Here is a 17914-nt window from a genome sequence, read left to right as displayed (position 1 = left end):
AATAGTGAATTCGCTGGGCTGTGAACGGTGAATTTCTAAAATTTCAAAAAAATTAACAAAAAAATATTATCAAAATGGAAAAAACTTATGCAGGTTTTACAATCAATGTAAACGACGAGGGATACCTTACAGACATGAACCAATGGAATCACGAAGTAGCTAAAGAAATGGCTAAAGAAGACGGTTTAGAACTAGGAAACAGACATTTCGACGTGTTAGAATATTTAAGAGACCAACAGAAAAAAGATGTAGCATTAACCATAAGAGGCGTAGGAAAATCTGGCGTAGTAGATATTAAAGAATTCTATGAATTGTTCCCAAAAGGACCACTTAAAATCTCTAGTAGATTAGCAGGAATTTCTAAACCAAAATCTTGTATTTAAAAAGGATTTAGGAATTAGAATGAAGGGATTAGTAAATTGATTTTTTTTCAAATACTAAAAACCTAATCCCTCAAGCCTAATCCCTCAATAAATAAAACAAAAAATATGGAAACTACATTATTAAAAAATCCATTAGCAGATTTAGATAAATCTCTAAAACCTATAGAAAAAGTAATGGTAATCATATCTAAAGGAACTTTAGAAAGTGTTTACGCAGGTTTTATTTTGGCAAACGGTGCGAGAATGGAAGGTATGGAAGCAGAAATTTTCTTTACTTTCTTCGGACTAGATGCTGTAATTAAAGACAGACTAAAAGACATTCACGTGGCTACTGTAGGAAATCCTGCAATGCACATGCCTACCATGTTGGGAGGTTTACCAGGAATGGAAGCTCTTGCTACCAAAATGATGAAATCTAAAATGGAAAAATTAGACATTCCGCCAATTGATGAATTTATAGAAATTTTATCTGCTTCTGGTTGCAGACTTTGGGTTTGTAAACTGGCTTTTGAAATGTTTGATTTAAAAGAAGAAGACTTAACTCCAGAAGTAGAAGGCATCTTAACCGTAGGAGATTTCTACGCTAGAGCAGCTGGAGAAGGCACTCAAATTATTTTTATCTAAATAAAAACTTTTGTGTTGAAAAAATCCTCATCAATTTTCTGGTGGGGATTTTTATTTTTTCTAAATCAAAAAACCTCCCTAAAAAAGGAGGTTTTCATTTTCAATTCTCAACTTTCAATTCTCAATTCTCAATTAAAAAGTCGGTTGGAAGTTTTCTGCTCCAAGTGAAGCCATATCTTCATACGTTTTCCATCTTAGGTCTACAATTTCTTGTGCCAATTGCATTAAATGTTCTGCATCTTGCGGTTGCGTTTGTTTTAGAACTCGGTAACGCAATTCGTTGTATGCATATTCTTCAAACGGAATTGTAGGACGAATAGAATCTAAGATAAACGGATTTTTATTGTTTTTTCTCAACACAGGATTGAATCTAATCAATGGCCAATAACCACTTGCTACTGCCATTTTTTGTTGATTTAAGCCTTTTTCCATATCAATTCCGTGTGCAATACAATGACTGTATGCTAGAATTAATGAAGGTCCGTCATAAGCTTCTGCTTCACGCATTGCCAATAATGTTTGTTGAGGATTTGCTCCCATTGCAACGGTTGCTACGTAAACATTTCCATAAGAAATGGCTTGCATCGCCAAATCTTTTTTGCCAACACGTTTTCCTGCAGTTGCAAATTTCGCAGAAGCAGCAGTTGGCGTAGCTTTAGAACTTTGTCCACCTGTATTACTGTAAACTTCGGTATCCAAAACCAAAACATTGATATTTCTACCTGTAGAAAGTGCGTGGTCTAAACCTCCACTTCCGATATCATAAGCCCAACCATCACCACCAATGAGCCAAACAGCACGGTGAACCAAATGATCTGCAAGAGAATAAAGATGTTTCGCATCTGGATTTTCAGAAAATTGCAATCTATTTTTTAGAATTTCTACTCTTTCTCTTTGTTTGATGATTTGACTTTCTAATTTTTGAGGTGCATGGATAATTTCATTGATGAAATCTTCGCCCAACTCTGGTTTTAATTTTTCGGCATAATAATGAGCCATTTGTAACTGCTTATCCGCAGAAAGTCTCATTCCCAGACCAAATTCGGCATTATCTTCGAAGAGAGAATTGCTCCAAGCTGGCCCTTTTCCTTTAGAATTAGAACTCCAAGGTGTAGTTGGTAAATTTCCTCCAAAAATTGAGGAACAACCCGTTGCATTGGCTACCATTAATCTATCACCGAAAAGTTGAGTGAGAACTTTAATGTAAGGTGTTTCTCCACAACCTGCACAAGCTCCAGAAAACTCGAACATTGGTTCTAAAAATTGTACGCCGTGAACTGTGGAATAATTCACCATATTTTTATCGTGAATTGGCAATTTCTCGAAATAAGAAATCACTTTTCTATGTTTTTTAAGGTCTGGATTTTTTGGTAAAATATTAATCGCACGCAATTCTTCGTTTTCCTGATCAATTACAGGGCAAGCTTCGTAACACAATTTACAACCAGTACAATCTTCTTCATAAACCTGAAGTGTAAATTTCGTTTCTGGGAAACCTCTTGCATTAATAGGTGCAGATTGGAAACCTTCTGGAACTTCCGTTAATAAATCTTTGTGATAAAATTTAGAACGAATCACAGAATGAGGACACACAAAGCTACAATTACCACATTGAATACAAATATCTGCATTCCAATGCGCTACTTTCTCAGAGATGTTACGTTTTTCCCATTTAGTCGTTCCATTAGGATAAGTTCCATCAGCAGGAATAGCACTTACAGGCAAATCATCACCTTTGCCAATCATCATTTTATAAGTGATATTTTTCACAAAATCTGGTGCATTTTCGTCAACAGTTTGCTCCTCTCCTTTTTCGGCAGTTACTGCGTTTGGAATTTTAACTTCAAACAAATTGGCTAACGTTTGATCTACTGCTAAGAAATTTTTATCTACAACAGCTTGTCCTTTTTTGATGTACGTTTTTTCAATTGCTTTTTTAATTTGTTTGATGGCTTCTTCCTCTGGTAAAACTCCTGAAAGCTTAAAGAAACAAGTTTGCATAATGGTATTAATTCTGCCTCGCATTCCTGTTTTTTCGGCAACTTCATTGGCATCTATAACGAAAAATTTAATGTTTTTTTCAATCAATTGTTGCTGAACTTGGTAAGGCAATTTATCCCAAACTTCGTCTTTAGAATAAGGCGAATTCAATAAAAATTTAGCTCCATTTTTAGCAAAACTGAGCATATCTTCATTTTCTAAAAATTTAAAGAAATGACAAGCGATAAAATCTGCTTTTGAAATCAAATAAGGCGCTTCAATCGGTTCGTGACCAAAACGAAGGTGAGAAACGGTTTTCGCTCCAGATTTTTTAGAGTCATAAACGAAATAACCTTGCGCTGAAAGTTCTGTGTTTTCACCAATAATTTTGATAGAATTTTTATTCGCACCTACAGTTCCATCAGCTCCCAAACCGAAAAATAATGCTTGATTCCATCCAGAATCATCTAGTTTGAAGTTATAATCTACATTGATACTGGTAAAACTTACATCATCTGTAATCCCGACTGTAAAATGGTTTTTAGAATTTTCGGTTTTTAAATTATCATAAACCGCTTTTACCATTGCTGGGGTAAATTCTTTAGACGAAAGTCCGTATCTACCACCAATAATTTTCGGCATTTTTTCTAAAGTTCCATTGGTAAGCGCTTCTGTAAGACAAACCAAAACATCTTGATACATCGGTTCGCCATTACTTCCAGGCTCTTTAGTTCTATCTAAAACGGCGATTTTTTTCACTGATTTTGGTAAAACCGAAATAAAATCTTCATTTGGAAATGGTCTGAATAAAGAAATTTTAAGAACACCTGTTTTTTCTCCATTTTTATTGAGAAATTCTGAAGTTGGAATCACGGTTTCTACTCCAGAACCCATAATTACGATAACATTTTCAGCTTCTGGATGCCCGAAATACGTTACAGGAGCATAATTTCTACCTGAAATTTCAGAGAATTTCTTCATTTCTTCCTTTAAAATGGTAGGAATTTTAGCATAATAAGGATTAGAAGTTTCTCTTCCTTGGAAATAAACATCTGGATTCTGAGCAGTTCCTCTCACAAAAGGTTTATCCGGATTTAGGCTTCTATTTCTATGTGCAATCACCAATTCATCATCTATCATTGCACGAATTTGGTCGTCATTCAACAAATTAATTTTATTCACTTCGTGAGAAGTTCTGAAACCGTCAAAGAAATGAATAAAAGGAATTCTCGCTCTCAAAGTAGTAGCTTGTGCAATGAGCGCCATATCGTGTGCTTCTTGAACACTTGTAGAAGAAAGCATCGCAAAACCAGTAGTTCTGGCTGCCATTACATCTTGATGATCACCAAAAATCGACAAAGCTTGTGCTGCCAAAGAACGCGCAGCCACATGAAAAACTGCACTGGTAAGTTCTCCCGCAATTTTGTACATATTCGGAAGCATCAGCATTAATCCTTGAGACGCTGTAAATGTTGTTGTTAAAGCACCAGCTTGAAGTGAACCGTGAACTGTACCAGCAGCTCCACCTTCACTTTGCATTTCTATAATTTCGGGAACGTTTCCCCAGATATTTTTAATTCCTTTAGACGCCCATTCGTCTGCCAATTCTGCCATAGTAGAAGATGGCGTAATAGGATAAATGGCACAAACTTCGTTTACTCTGTACGCGATGTAAGCTGCAGCTTCGTTGCCGTCGATGGTTGCTATTATTTTATTTTGATTTTTCATTTTTTTCAATTGATTAATGTTCTAAAACCATATCTAAAGCGTGACAAGGACATTGTTCTGCGCAAACACCACAACCTGTACACAAATCGTAATTTATCGTGTAACCTTCTCCTTTTCCATTTTTGGAAATCGCACCTTCTGGACACGCTCCATAGCAACTGTCACACTCGAAACAATTTCCGCAAGAAAGACAACGTTGTGCTTCATAAACTGCTTCTTCAGTAGTATAACCTGCTACAATTTCGTCAAAAGTTTCTACCGCTTTCTCAATTTCTAAATGTTGTTGAGCTTTCTTTTCAGCATCTGTTTTGAACCAAATTTGTAGTTTTTCGATGGTAACTAAAGGATTGTTGGCTGGTTTTTCGTAAGTGGTATTTCTCAGCCAAGCATCAATATTTCTCGCGGCTTTTTTACCGTGTCCTGTTGCAATGGTAACCGTTCTTTCACTTGGAACCATATCTCCTCCTGCAAAAATTCCGGGATAACCTGTCATCATTGAAGGATTTACCTCAACGGTTGTTCCATCTTCTTTGAAGGTAATTCCTTCAATATGTTTTAAGAAATCTGTATCTGCTTCTTGTCCTAGAGCTAGAATTAATGAATCTGCCTCCAAAGTTTCGTATTCACCAGTTGGAACAGCTTTTCCATTAACTACTTGCATTTTTTCAACGGTGATAGAAGATGTTTCCATATTTTTAATGGTACTCAACCAATGGATTTTTACGCCTTCGCTTAATGCTTCATCTGCTTCAAATTCGTGAGCAGGCATATGTTCACGGTCTCTTCTGTAAATAATCATGGCTTCATCTGCGCCTAATCTTTTCGCAGTTCTCGCTGCATCCATTGCGGTATTTCCACCACCATAAATTGCAACTCTTCTTCCTAAAAGTGGTTTATTCTCACTATTTTCATCTGCTTCTTTCAAGAAAGAAACGGCATCTAAAATTTTACTCGCTTCTTGAGCTGGAATATTTACTTTTTTGGCTAAATGCGCTCCAATAGCTACAAAAACCGCATCGAAACTGCCATTTTCTTTTTCTTTGAGAATATCTTGAACTTTGTAATTCAAAACAATTTTCACTCCGAAATTTTCAATTCTTTTAATTTCAGCTTGAAGAATATTTCTAGGCATTCTGTACGCAGGAATCCCAAAATTCATCATTCCACCAGCAACAGGTCCTGCTTCGAAAATAGTGACTTCGTGGCCTAATTTTCTAAGATGATATGCCGCCGAAAGTCCAGAAGGGCCTGCTCCTACAATCATAATTTTCTTACCGGTAAGTGTTTTTGGAGGATAAAATTGCCAATTATTTTTAAGTGCTTCGTCTCCTAAGAATCTTTCTACCGCGTGAATGCTCACCGAAGAATCTAAATCTTTTCTGTTGCAAGAATTTTCGCAAGGATGATAACAAACTCTCCCATGAATCGCAGCCATAGGATTTTGCTCGGTTAATTTTCTCCAAGCGTCTTCTATTTTTCCTTCTTGAGCCAGAGAAAGCCAAGCCTGAATATTTTCGCCAGCTGGACAAGCACTATTACAAGGTGGAAAAAAATCAACGTATTCTGGTTTGCTTTTCCTAATAGAACCAGTTCCCTTGCTTTTATTAAGGTTTGCAAGTTTGGTTAAATCCGTTTTAATAAAACTCATTTTATGTGTTTATTTGATGTTATCTACATTTATAAAAAGTGACTTTTAGAAAAGATTGGTCACAAAAGTTCAATTAACAAAATTATTAATTAATGCATAAGAAGTTTGAGTTTTATAAGCATACATTTGTCATGTTTTGGAGATTTCTGATTAAAATCATATTATTATTGAACAATTATTGAAATAAAAAAGGCTCCAATAAAAATTGAAGCCTTCTTGTTAACAAAAAACTATTACTATGATTGAACTTTTGACCAAAGATTGTATCCTCCGTTTAAGTTCACGGCTTGGAAACCGTTATTTCTCATAATTCTATTGGCTAAATATCCACGCAAGCCAACTTGGCAATAGATAGCATACATTTTATTCTTATCTAATTTTTCGAGATTTGCTCGTAAATCATCTACGTTAATATTAATTGCTCCTTCAATTGCTCCTCCTGAAAATTCTTTAGAAGTTCTCACATCTAAAATTACCGCATCATTTTCTTTTACAAAATCCCAAAATTCATCATAATTCACCATTTCTAAATCTCCTTTCAAAATATTTTCTGCAGCATAACCAGCGATGTTCACAGGATCTTTCGCTGAGTTAAATGGCGGAGCATAAGTAATTTCAATTTCTGGCAAATCATAAACCGTTAGATTCCCTTTGATAGCCGTTGCGATTACATCAATTCTTTTATCAACTCCAGCTTCACCAACAGCTTGAGCTCCGAAAATCTTACCATTTTCATCGAAAATAACTTTTAGAACCATATTTTTAGCTCCAGGATAATAACCAGCATGATGACCGCGAGTTACAATGGCTGTTTTATAAGGAATACCGAAACGTTTTAAAATTTTTTCATTGAGTCCAGTTGAAGCCACAGAAAGTTCAAAAAATTTCAAAATAGAAGAACCTAGACTTCCTGTATATTTGTATTGATTGCCTAAAACGATATTGTCTGCTACTATTCTACCTTGTCTATTTGCAGGCCAAGCTAAAGGAATCAACACTTTTTTATTATTGATATAATGCGCTACTTCTATAGCATCTCCTACTGCATAAATATCTGGATTGGAAGTTTGCATAAATTCATTCACCAAAATCCCACGAGTTTCCCCAATCTCTAAACCAGCTTCTACTGCTAATTTGGTTTCTGGTTTTACACCGATTGCAAGAATTACCGCATCAGTTTCTAAATAAGTTCCATTGTTTAAGAACACTTCTATAGTTTCACCTTTGTCATTAAATTTTTCTACGCCAACGTTTAACAACAATTCAAGTCCTTTTTGTTTGGCTTTTTCATGAACGAAACTGGCAATATCAAAATCTACGGGCGCCATTACTTGGTTGCCCAATTCTACCAATTTCACAGACTTTCCAGCTTCAATCAAATTTTCGGCAACTTCTAAACCAATGAAACCACCACCTACAACTACAAAATTCTGCGCATTTTTGGTTTTTGCCACAATTTTATCCATATCAGGAATATTTCTGAGCGTATAAATTTTATCAGAATCAATTCCTTCAAAAGGTGGTTTTATAGGTTCTGCACCTGGTGAAAGCAATAATTTATCATAGCTTTCTAAGTAAATTTCGCCTGTTTGTAAATTTTTTACTGAAACTTTTTTATCGACTGTATAAATAGATAAAACTTCTGTAAAAACTCTTACATCTAAGTTGTATCTTTCTTTTAGGGATTCGGGAGTTTGTAATAAAAGAGCGTCTCTCTTGTCAATAGTTCCGCTGATATAATAAGGCAAACCGCAATTCGCAAAGCTTACATATTGTCCTTTTTCAAAAATTATAACTTCGTTTTCTTCTGAGAGTCTTCTCAATCTAGTTGCTGCTGTAGCGCCTCCTGCAACGCCTCCTACTATTAGTATTTTCATCTATAAATCTTTAATGGATTAAAAAACTTCATTTCTAAAGTGAAATAAAATTTATAGTGCAAAATTACGGTTGGTTTTTACCAATTTCGGTAACAGATGTTACAATGAAAACGTGATTTTTGTCAAAAACAAAAATTATTAAAATTTACACTTGAAATTTTTATAACTGATTATCAATAACTTAAATAAATGATTCAAAAATATTTACTACTTTGTATTGCATAATACTAAATTTTATATATATCTTTGCATAAGAAAATAAGAAACTCAATAAAATAAAAAACACTAAAAAAATTGTATATGAAAACTTATCAACAAAACGAAAACCAATATTACACTGGTTGTAGAGCAAAATTAACTCGCGATGGAGACAATAGAAGAATCGCTGGGGTTTGTTCAGGACTTGGAAGATATTTCGGGATAGATATCTCTTTAGTAAGAGTTGCATGGTTCTTACTGGCATTCTTCGGAATATTTTCGGCGGGAATTTCTACGTTTATGGTCGTATTCGTCTATTTTTTACTTTGGTTACTTTTACCAAAAACTAGAACGATTCACTACTTCGAAGAAAGAAAATAGTAATATATTTTTTTGCATTACTACTTTGCATTGCATATTACTAAAAAATACCTATTTTTGTTCAACAGAAAAAAATTCGTAAAATGAATGTTACAACAAATTATAAAAACCACTAATAACTAAAAAACATGAACACAGAAAATACCAAAGCGCAAATGCGAAAAGGAATTCTAGAGTTCTGTATTTTGAGCCTTATCAATAATAAAGAAATGTATGTTTCTGATTTAATAGACGAACTCAAAAAAGGAAAGCTAGATGTAGTAGAAGGAACTCTTTATCCGCTACTTACAAGATTGAAAAATGGAGAATTTCTTGCTTACAGATGGGAAGAATCTACCAGTGGACCGCCAAGAAAATACTACCAAATTACTGAAAAAGGAAAAACCTTTTTAGCAGAATTACAAAATACTTGGAATGAATTAACAGAATCTGTAAACCAAATCACCCAAACATCATAAAAACTAAACTATGAACAAAACATTATCAATAGGACTTGCTGGTTTTTCTTTCGTAATAGAAGAACACGCATACATAAAACTGAGTGACTACCTCACTGCACTGAGAAGTTCTCTAGAGGAAACAGAAGCAGACGAAATTATGCATGATATCGAAATTAGAATTGTAGAAATTCTAAAAGATAACATGGGAAAAAGAGAAGTGGTAAATGATGATGATATAGAAAAAGTAATTGCTCAAATTGGTAAACCAGAAGTTATAGAAGAGCAAGAAGAAGCTTATTTTTCTGACAAAACTGCCAATAAAAAATCAAGACCTTCATTTTCTTCGGCACAGCAAAAACAACTGTTCCGTGACCCAGAAAATATGAAATTAGCAGGTGTTTGCGCTGGTCTAGCTGCTTATTTCGGGATGGATGTAACTTGGATGAGAGTAATCTGGTTTGGTGTAGCATTTTTAGGATTGTTCACCGCTGGAATCTCTACCAGTTTAATCATTTTCTTATATGTAGTTTTTTGGATTATTCTTCCAAAAGCAGAAACTGCAGCAGATTTCCTTAAAATGAAAGGTAAACCCTTGAATTTTGACAATTTAAAAGAAGAATCTAGCAATATTGTAAAATTTGCCAATGAATCTACTGCAAAAGTAGGCGAAATGTACAATGAAGCTAAACCTGTAGTAACTTCGGCTGGTAGTGGATTACTAAACGTTTTAAGAGTTCTTTTCGGTGCTATTTTTGCTTTCTTAGCACTTGGAGCAATCATCGGTTTATTCTTCTTTTTCAATTTATTTGGAAATCCTGATTTTCTAAGCAAAATGAACTTCTTGTTTGACGATGGCGGAATGAAATATATCCTTTCTTCACTCATTGTACTCGGAACTTTATTTTCTGCTGTTCTTTTAAGCTTAATCAGCATCAAATTATTATCTCCTAAAACTAAATTAAGAAACTTAGGATATGTATTGGGTGGTTTATTCTTAATAATTGTTCTTTTAGGAACTTATTTCGGAGTAAACATGGCAAAAATAGATATGTCTTATAAAGGTGACAAAGAAGAAACTGAAAATATTTCTATCAATGTTCAGCCAACTGACAGCCTTATCATTGACAAAAAACAAGTAAACATTCCAGCGAATTATACTGCTTATGATGATGATATTTTCTCTGACAAGAAAATGGTTTTCGAAGAAGATTATCCAAACGTAGAAGTTGTAAGAAATCCTAATATTACTCAGCCTTACCTCATCATCAAAAAATATGCGGAAGGTTATAACAAACCTCTAGAACTTAATGTTCCTGTAGAAGTGGTAGGCAACAAAATTTTATTACCAAATTTCGTAAGTTATCCTTACCAATACAGATTCAGACATTACAGTGTAGATTATGAATTGGTGGTTCCGAAAGACATGAAAGTTGCAAAAGGAAACGAACATCTAAATGTAAACGGTGACCTTAATGCAAACGGAATAGATGATGACGATGAAAATAACAACAATGAAAATGGAGATATCGTTATCGAAAAAAATAAAATCAATATCAACGGAACTACGATAGAATATGATTCTGAAAATGCTGACAGTGTAATTATCAACGGAAAAAAATATCCTAAAAAAGTTGCAGACAGCATTTTAGAAAAAGACATCAAAAATATTAACAGTCTAAAAGATTTAGAAAATTTAAAAGACCTTAATATTTCAATTAAAGATGGAGATTCTAAAATAGAAATTAACACCAAGAAATAAATAGTTCTAGTTTAGTTGGGTTGCTGATGATAACAACAGAAACTTCCGCAACCCTACACTAGAAACTAAGTAGCCGGAGTGAAAGATATTTTTCAAGATTTTATAAAATTTTAACATTTAAAATATTTTAAAATTAAAAATAATTAATACCTTCGCTAAGTGAATGAAACTCACATAAAACAAACAAAAAACACTAGAAATTATGATACAATTTGTCTTAGAAATCGTGATGAAAATAATGGAGTTCATCAGCAGTCTATTTTAGAAAGATTATAATCTATAAAATAATTATATTTGCAAGTAACCTTTTTGCTAGGGTTACTTGTTTTGTTTTTTAAAGAGAAAAATATGAAATTTATTAAGAAAATTATCGCAAAGTTTATCCTTTGGGTTTGGGGTTGGAAGATTGTCTTAGAAGGTCCCGCAAGTAATTTAGACCGTTGTATTCTTGTGGTAGCTCCACACACTGCCAATGATGAATACATTTTAGGAAATCTAGCTTACTGGGTTCTTGATAAGAAACTAAAAGTTATCATAAAAGATGCTCACACAAAGGCTTGGTACGGTTTTATTGTAAAAGCATTGGGCGGAGTTGGAATCGATAGAAGCCAAAGAAATGACTTGGTAAATTTTGTAAAAAATGAATTTGTAAAAGATGATTTCAGCTTAGTAATTACACCAGAAGGAACCAGAAGTCTTGTTAACAAATGGAGAAAAGGATTCTATCATATGGCAAAAGAATCAAACGTTCCTATCGTTGTTGCTGCTGGAGATTTTAAAACCAAAAGTATTCATTTAGGTAAACAAATCTCTGTTGAAGACATTCAGACCAGAAGCTACGAAAGCATCATGGAAGAATTACAAGAATATTACAAAAAAATCACTCCAAAATATCCAGAAAAGTGGAATCCAAAAATCTACTAATCTAAAAGTTGAATTTTTATGATGACCAACGAAGAAAAATTAGCACAGCTCAACCTTTGGAATAAAAACACTTTAATGGAAACTTTAGAAATCGTTTTTACTGATTTAGGAGACGATTATTTGATAGGAACTATGCCTGTAAATTCTAGAGTTCATCAGCCATTAGGCTTATTGCATGGTGGTGCTAATATTGCATTTGCAGAAAGTTTAGGCTCATGTCTTTCTAATATTTTGGTAGCCAAAGAAGGAAAAGCTGCTGTAGGAACCAATATCAATTCTAATCACCTGAAAAGCAAAACCAAAGGAACCGTTACAGGAACGGCTAGAATGATTAGAAAAGGACAAACACTCCATTTTCTGGAAATAGAAATAAAAGACGAAAACGGAAGTTTACTGTGTCATTCTACGATGACGAATATGGTGATTAACCGAAAAATAGAAAAGTAATGAAAGCTATTTTCAGATTACCTTTTGACGAAAAATTTATCCTGATACATCATCATGAAGCTGCAAGAAATGTGGCTTCTTTTTTTCCTTTTACCAATGGGAAAGCCATTCATTTACAAGCAGAAAATCTAGAAATCTGTACTTCAGAAGAACTCAAATCTTCTTTTTTTGAGGTAGAAAATTTTCCTGAAATTAATGCTGAAATGAATATTCCTCAGCATGAAGAATATCTCCAAAAATTAGAAAAAGCGATTGAAATCATCAAGCAAAATAACTTGCCAAAATTGGTTATTTCTAGACCTATTGCTAAAGAAATTTCTTCCATCAATTTAGAAGAAACCTACCAACTGCTTTGCAAAAAATATCCCAATACACTTTGTTATCTTCTCATTACTGATGAGGAAATTTGGATAGGTGCAACTCCTGAAATTTTGGGAAAATTCAATAAAAAAACACATGAGTTTTTCACCATGAGTTTAGCCGGAACCCTTCCCGTAGATGAAGAATGGAGCGAAAAAGAAATTGAAGAACAAAAACCTGTTACCCATTATATTTCTGAAATTTTAAAAAAATATGTCACTCTGAGCGAAGTCGAAGAGTCTGAAACTTATAATCATATTTCGGGAAACATTAAGCATCTCAGAACTGATTTCACTGCTAAAATCGCAGATAATAGGCTTGAAGAATTAATTGAAGAACTCCACCCTACTCCTGCAGTTTGCGGAATCCCGAAGGAATTTTGCAAAGAAAAAATTGTAGAAATCGAACAATATAACCGTGAATTTTACGCAGGTTACATTAAAATAGAAACCGATGAAGAAATTTATTATTTTATGAATCTTAGATGTGCTAAAATTTACAAAAATCAAGTAATAGCATTTGCCGGTGGCGGAATTACGGCACTTTCTTCGCCAGAAAAAGAATGGCGAGAAACCGAACTGAAATCTCAAGCTATTCTTCATCATTTACAATAAAAAAATCCGCTTCTAGAAGCGGATTTTTCATTAACTATTTTTCTGCGAAAGTTTTTTCCAAGTATTCATGACCAGAGTAACTAAAATTCCTATAATAGATGCAACTATTGAGAATAAGAATTTATTGTTATCTGAATGCATAAAACCTAAATTCCAGTCGATTGCATAAAGATTTACTCCTAAAAATATAATAAAAAGCACTAAAAAAACTTTGTAAAAGGTTGTCATTGGTATGAGATTTATAATTTAATATTGATAATTTTAAAAATGTACGTAACTAGAAAACAACTGTGCAAAGTTAGCCGTAAATAATTTAATAGAAATCGCTAAAAGGATAATTCCAAAAACTTTTTTGAAAATCATCAGCGTAGCATCTCCTATTTTTTCTTCTAAGAAATTGGCAGATTTTAGAACAATATACACTAAAATTGTATTGAGTAAAATTCCTAAAATAATATTTACTACATGAAATTCTGCACGAAGTGATAAGGTAGTCGTCAATGTTCCAGCTCCTGCTACTAAAGGAAACGCAATCGGAACGATAGAAGCTGCCTTCACGTTTTCTACTTTGTGAATTTCTATTCCCAAAATCATTTCCAAAGCAATAATAAAAATTACCAAAGCACCAGCAATTGCAAACGAATTCACGTCTATCCCGATGAATTTTAGCATTTCTTTTCCTACAAAAAGAAAAACTATCATCAAAACTCCAGAAACAATCGATGCTCTTTCTGCATCAATATGCCCGAATTGCTTTCTAAGAGAAACAATAATAGGAACAGAACCTAAAATATCGATTACTGCAAACAAAACCATAAAACAAGTCAAGGTTTCTTTAAAAGAAAACGATTCTAACATAGTGTGATTTTTTTATTATTTTCACAAAAGTATGAAATACTTTTATTATTCCATAATTTCAGAATACATCGCAGTTATAGAGTTGTAAAGCTCTTCTAAATGAGAGTCGTCATGAATAGGCGAGTATTTTTCTATTGAAATTTGTTGCACTAAATTTCTGAAATCTTCGGTGAACTGAGAACCTTTGTAATTTTCTAAAAATGCTTTCAATCCCATTCCAAATTTTTGCTGAATATGCTGTTCTGCATCTTGTTGCAATTCTTCATAAGTAGCAAAAAATGCTGAATAGTCTCTATTAGAAATGAGTATTTTCAGATATTCTAAATTCGCTTCAAAGCCTGGTTTTAGAAGATTTTTAATTTTTTCTTCTTCTTCTCTAATCGTAGTTATTGGTTTATTTTCTACAGTAACTAGAGCTTTTTTCTTAGGTCTAATCCACAAGAAGAAAAGGAAAGTTCCCATTACAAGCACTGCCAAACCAGAGAATAAATTTTTAAAATTAAAACGGTAAGACTGTGTGTGTTTTTCTTTTTCGATAACAGGCAAAGGAACACTGTTTAAAACATTAGCAGTGTAATCATCTACAATGTCAATTGTTGATTTCTGCGCTGCAATTTGAGCTGAATTCAGGACATTCAACACAATACTTTTCACACCCAAATCAATGTACTGATTCAGTTCTGGATTGAAAAACGAAAACGGTTCAGTAGAAATATTGATTTTCCCTTCATGTTTAGGAATCACCACATATTTTGCGGTTATTGAACCTTTTACACCTTCTTTATTGGTAGATAATTTGCTAATAATCTGAGGTTTGAAAAAAGTATAATCTTTAGATTCTATTAATTTCGGCAATTTATCTTTGTCTAAATTTCCTAAACCTGAAATTTTCACCAAAACATCAATCGGTTTGTTTACTTCCAGAGGTTCTGTTTTTGCAATTTCTTTAATGGAAACATGAAATTTCCCTACCGCATTTTTAAAATTCTCTGGAGAATCTTTCGGCAAAGTTTTTACATTAATTTTAACCTTATTCGAAACAATTTTACTGATTTCTGGCGTTTTCACCATCGCCGAAACTGGCTCTATTTCTACATTACCAGCTTCTTCTGGGAAAATAATAAACATAGCAATCACTTGCGAAGCCATTTCGCCATTTATATTTTCTATGTCTTGTTTTTTGTAACTGATAGGCTTAATTCTCGCATTATTTTGTTGCGGAAATTTTATATTTTCTAACTTTCTGAAGTTATCATAATTCTTGCTATAAGCTCTCAAAACCGCTACAGTTGGCTGATTTTCATAAACTTCTTTATCTTGAACTTCTACATTCAGATACACATCTTTAGAAAGATATTCGGTTTCTGCTCGTGACGTTTCTTTCACCAAAATGTCAAAAGGTTCTGATTTATATCTTTTCCCATTTACAGTAATTAAAGCAGAACCAATTTTCACTTTTCCCGTAACTTTTGGCTGAAGACATAATTGATATATAAGTTGATTTACTCTAATTCCTTTTTTTTGGTCAATGAAAGTATTTTGCTCTGATGCGCTTCCCACAATATCAAATTTAGACAAATCCATAAGTTGAAGAGGACTTTCTTGTACCATGTTTTCGCCTACCACTTCTTGTACAATGGTGAGAACAACGGGTTCATTTTGCTTCGGTTCTTTGGTATTGACATCGGTCAAAACGGTAACTTGTCCGTAAGAAATTGCAGACATTACAAAAAATAATATGTTGAGAATTTTTTGCATTAGTTACCAATCTTTTGTATTGCTTTCTGGTGAATAGTAACCATTTTTATTGAGTAATTTTTTGGCGGTTTCTCTTTCTTGATTTGCACTTCTTTGAAGAATTAATTTTTGCAAATCTTTCGGAATTTTATTCTGGTCATTAGGATTTTGCGTTTCGTTTTTCTCGTTTTGTTTTTCCGCTCCTTGATTTCCTTTTCCTTTATTTTGGTCGCCTATATTACCGTTCGGTTGGTTTTTGGTATTATTATTTTTATTTTCTTGATTTTGGTCTCCTTGCTGATTTTGATGATTATCTTGGTTTTTATTTTGTTGATTTTGTTGATTTTGCTGTTGGTTTTGTTGATTTTGTTTATTGTCTTTTTGCTTTTGCTTCTTCTTGGCAATTTGTAAATTTTTTAAAATCGCTTCATTATCTGGATCATACTTCAGTGCATTTTTATAAGCATTGACTGCTTTTTCGCCATCACCATTTTGAAGATGAGCATTTCCTTCGTTGTAATAAGAAGCTGCTTTTTCATCTTTATTATTGGTGTTTTTTTGTGCTTTTTGATATTCGGCAATCGCTTCATCGTACTTTTTTATTTTATACAAAGAATTGCCCAAATTATAATGCGCACCAAAATCTTTTTCATTTTTTTTCACCGCTTCCGAAAATGTAGAAGTAGCTTCGCCATACTTTTGTTTGTCGAAGCTTCGGTTTCCTCTGAAGATTAGGGTGTTTAAACTTTCTTGAGCCTTAACAGTAACGAGACCAAGAAAAATTAAGCTAATATGTACAAAAAACTTTCTCAACATTTGTTGGTACAAAAATATCGCTTTAATTGTTAAAATTAAATCCTAGAAATGTTAAATAATTGATAAAAAAGTAGTTTTTTGAGACTAAAATTCAAGGTTTTGCGTTTTCTAAAGTTTTCAATTTTAAAAATTGAAATCTTTTTTAGGATTAAAAAGAAAAATAATCACAAATATAAAAAGCGAAACGCCCAAAAACCATTGGTAATAATGCACCGCAGATTGTGTATTTACCAGTGTTTCAGAAGCTCCTTTTTGGTTTCTGAGTTGCAAAACAATTTTATTCACCGCTGCTTCCATATCATTTCCGTCCACATATTCTCCGTTGGTATCAAAAGCGAGAGACATCAATGCTTCTGTTTGTCTTTTGGTAATAATCGTCTCGCCGAGAATATCAGTTTTGTAACCCATTAATTGCCCAAATTCATAAATAGGAATGGGCGCTCCATCATCTTTTCCTATTCCTACGGAATTGATGGTTATTCCTTGTCTCAATGCTTCATCTATCGCCGCTCTGTCATTTCCTTCATTATCTTCGCCATCGCTAATTAAAACGATTTTTCTAGCACCTTTCGGAACATTTTTAAATTTTTCTGTGGCTACTTCTATTGCTTTTAGAAAATCTGTCCCTTGTTTCCCAATCGTAGTGGTTTCTATCGCTCCAATATACGTTTCGGCGGCAGAATAATCTGTAGTAAGTGGCATTATAGATTGTGCATCTCCTGCAAAAACTACGATTCCCACTTTGTCATCGCCCAAATTCTGTATGGTATTAATCAAAATATTTTTAGCTTGTTCTAATCGAGAAGGTTGCACATCTTGCGCGTTCATAGAGTTAGAAACATCCAGCAAAAAAATCACAGAATTCACTTTTTGTTGGATTTTCATCTCTTCTTTTCCTCCCAGAAAATCTACCATTGCTAAAATCAAAAACACAAAAGCCAACAAATATAAAACTGGGAAAAATTTAGAAAATTGATGATTTTTTGGAAACAAATCTTCTTGAAATTGAGTTTCAGCAAAAATATTTCTCCTTTCTGATTTCCATTTTTTGAAACCAAAAAGAAGCCATGCTATTACTGGCAAAAGCAATAACAAAAGTAAATACCAAATATTTCCTAGACTAAAATTCATTTCTATTTT

At 33.4% G+C, this 17914-nt stretch carries 16 protein-coding genes; 8 read left to right on the top strand and 8 right to left on the bottom strand.

All coding sequences use genetic code 11. From position 1 onward, the window contains the following. Nucleotides 1–74: 74 nt before the first annotated feature. Entirely contained in the window at nt 75–383 is a 309-nt protein-coding gene (locus tag KKQ76_RS01850; protein WP_069797015.1) for a TusE/DsrC/DsvC family sulfur relay protein, read from the top strand. A gap of 105 nt (nt 384–488) precedes the next feature. Then, a complete protein-coding gene (locus KKQ76_RS01845) occupies nt 489–1007 on the top strand; it encodes a DsrE/DsrF/DrsH-like family protein (protein WP_069797016.1) in 519 nt (172 codons plus the stop codon). Between the two features lie 132 nt (nt 1008–1139). On the opposite strand, the gene nifJ is transcribed toward KKQ76_RS01845, so the two are convergent. The 3 genes from nifJ to KKQ76_RS01830 form a co-directional block, all read right to left on the bottom strand. After that, nucleotides 1140–4715, bottom strand: coding sequence for a pyruvate:ferredoxin (flavodoxin) oxidoreductase (gene nifJ, locus KKQ76_RS01840; RefSeq protein WP_213195574.1), 3576 nt, complete (start codon nt 4713–4715; stop codon nt 1140–1142). Between the two features lie 13 nt (nt 4716–4728). Further along, complete coding sequence (locus tag KKQ76_RS01835) at nt 4729–6363, bottom strand: NAD(P)-binding protein (RefSeq protein ID WP_213195573.1); 1635 nt, start codon at nt 6361–6363, stop codon at nt 4729–4731. Between the two features lie 236 nt (nt 6364–6599). Continuing rightward, on the bottom strand, nt 6600–8240 hold the full coding sequence (locus KKQ76_RS01830; protein WP_213195572.1) for an FAD-dependent oxidoreductase: 1641 nt from the start codon (nt 8238–8240) through the stop codon (nt 6600–6602). Nucleotides 8241–8540: 300 nt separating this feature from the next. Here KKQ76_RS01830 and KKQ76_RS01825 point away from each other — a divergent pair, with 300 nt between their 5' ends. From KKQ76_RS01825 to KKQ76_RS01800, 6 genes are all read left to right on the top strand, one after another. Continuing rightward, nucleotides 8541–8819: a PspC domain-containing protein gene (locus KKQ76_RS01825; protein WP_213195571.1), complete on the top strand. Its 279-nt coding sequence runs from the start codon at nt 8541–8543 to the stop codon at nt 8817–8819. A gap of 128 nt (nt 8820–8947) precedes the next feature. After that, entirely contained in the window at nt 8948–9277 is a 330-nt protein-coding gene (locus KKQ76_RS01820; RefSeq protein WP_213195570.1) for a PadR family transcriptional regulator, read from the top strand. Nucleotides 9278–9287: 10 nt separating this feature from the next. Continuing rightward, nucleotides 9288–11018 (top strand): PspC domain-containing protein, encoded by a 1731-nt coding sequence (locus KKQ76_RS01815; protein ID WP_213195569.1) that lies wholly within the window; start codon nt 9288–9290, stop codon nt 11016–11018. A gap of 357 nt (nt 11019–11375) precedes the next feature. Continuing rightward, nucleotides 11376–11942, top strand: a complete 567-nt coding sequence (locus KKQ76_RS01810) for a 1-acyl-sn-glycerol-3-phosphate acyltransferase (RefSeq protein ID WP_213197445.1) — start codon at nt 11376–11378, stop codon at nt 11940–11942. 21 nt (nt 11943–11963) lie between these two features. Continuing rightward, on the top strand, nt 11964–12389 hold the full coding sequence (locus KKQ76_RS01805; protein WP_213197444.1) for a PaaI family thioesterase: 426 nt from the start codon (nt 11964–11966) through the stop codon (nt 12387–12389). Continuing rightward, a complete protein-coding gene (locus tag KKQ76_RS01800; protein ID WP_213195568.1) occupies nt 12389–13363 on the top strand; it encodes a chorismate-binding protein in 975 nt (324 codons plus the stop codon). The genes KKQ76_RS01805 and KKQ76_RS01800 overlap by 1 nt, the downstream gene beginning before the upstream one ends. Nucleotides 13364–13393: 30 nt before the next feature. Here KKQ76_RS01800 and KKQ76_RS01795 read toward each other — a convergent pair whose 3' ends face one another. The 5 genes from KKQ76_RS01795 to KKQ76_RS01775 all read right to left on the bottom strand — a co-directional run bounded on the left by KKQ76_RS01795 (nt 13394) and on the right by KKQ76_RS01775 (nt 17905). Beyond that, nucleotides 13394–13591 carry a hypothetical protein gene (locus KKQ76_RS01795; protein WP_213195567.1) on the bottom strand — a complete coding sequence of 66 codons (198 nt, stop codon included), beginning with the start codon at nt 13589–13591 and terminating at the stop codon, nt 13394–13396. Between the two features lie 33 nt (nt 13592–13624). After that, nucleotides 13625–14221, bottom strand: coding sequence for a MarC family protein (locus KKQ76_RS01790; protein ID WP_213195566.1), 597 nt, complete (start codon nt 14219–14221; stop codon nt 13625–13627). Nucleotides 14222–14266: 45 nt separating this feature from the next. Further along, entirely contained in the window at nt 14267–15979 is a 1713-nt protein-coding gene (locus tag KKQ76_RS01785; RefSeq protein WP_213195565.1) for a BatD family protein, read from the bottom strand. A gap of 3 nt (nt 15980–15982) precedes the next feature. After that, nucleotides 15983–16774, bottom strand: a complete 792-nt coding sequence (locus KKQ76_RS01780) for a tetratricopeptide repeat protein (RefSeq protein ID WP_213195564.1) — start codon at nt 16772–16774, stop codon at nt 15983–15985. Nucleotides 16775–16897: 123 nt separating this feature from the next. Continuing rightward, nucleotides 16898–17905 carry a vWA domain-containing protein gene (locus KKQ76_RS01775; RefSeq protein ID WP_213195563.1) on the bottom strand — a complete coding sequence of 336 codons (1008 nt, stop codon included), beginning with the start codon at nt 17903–17905 and terminating at the stop codon, nt 16898–16900. Between the last annotated feature and the right edge of the window lie 9 nt (nt 17906–17914).

The sequence above is a fragment of the Cloacibacterium caeni genome (assembly GCF_907163105.1).
Taxonomy (GTDB): domain Bacteria; phylum Bacteroidota; class Bacteroidia; order Flavobacteriales; family Weeksellaceae; genus Cloacibacterium; species Cloacibacterium caeni_A.
This window is presented reverse-complemented; position numbering and strand designations above follow the sequence as displayed.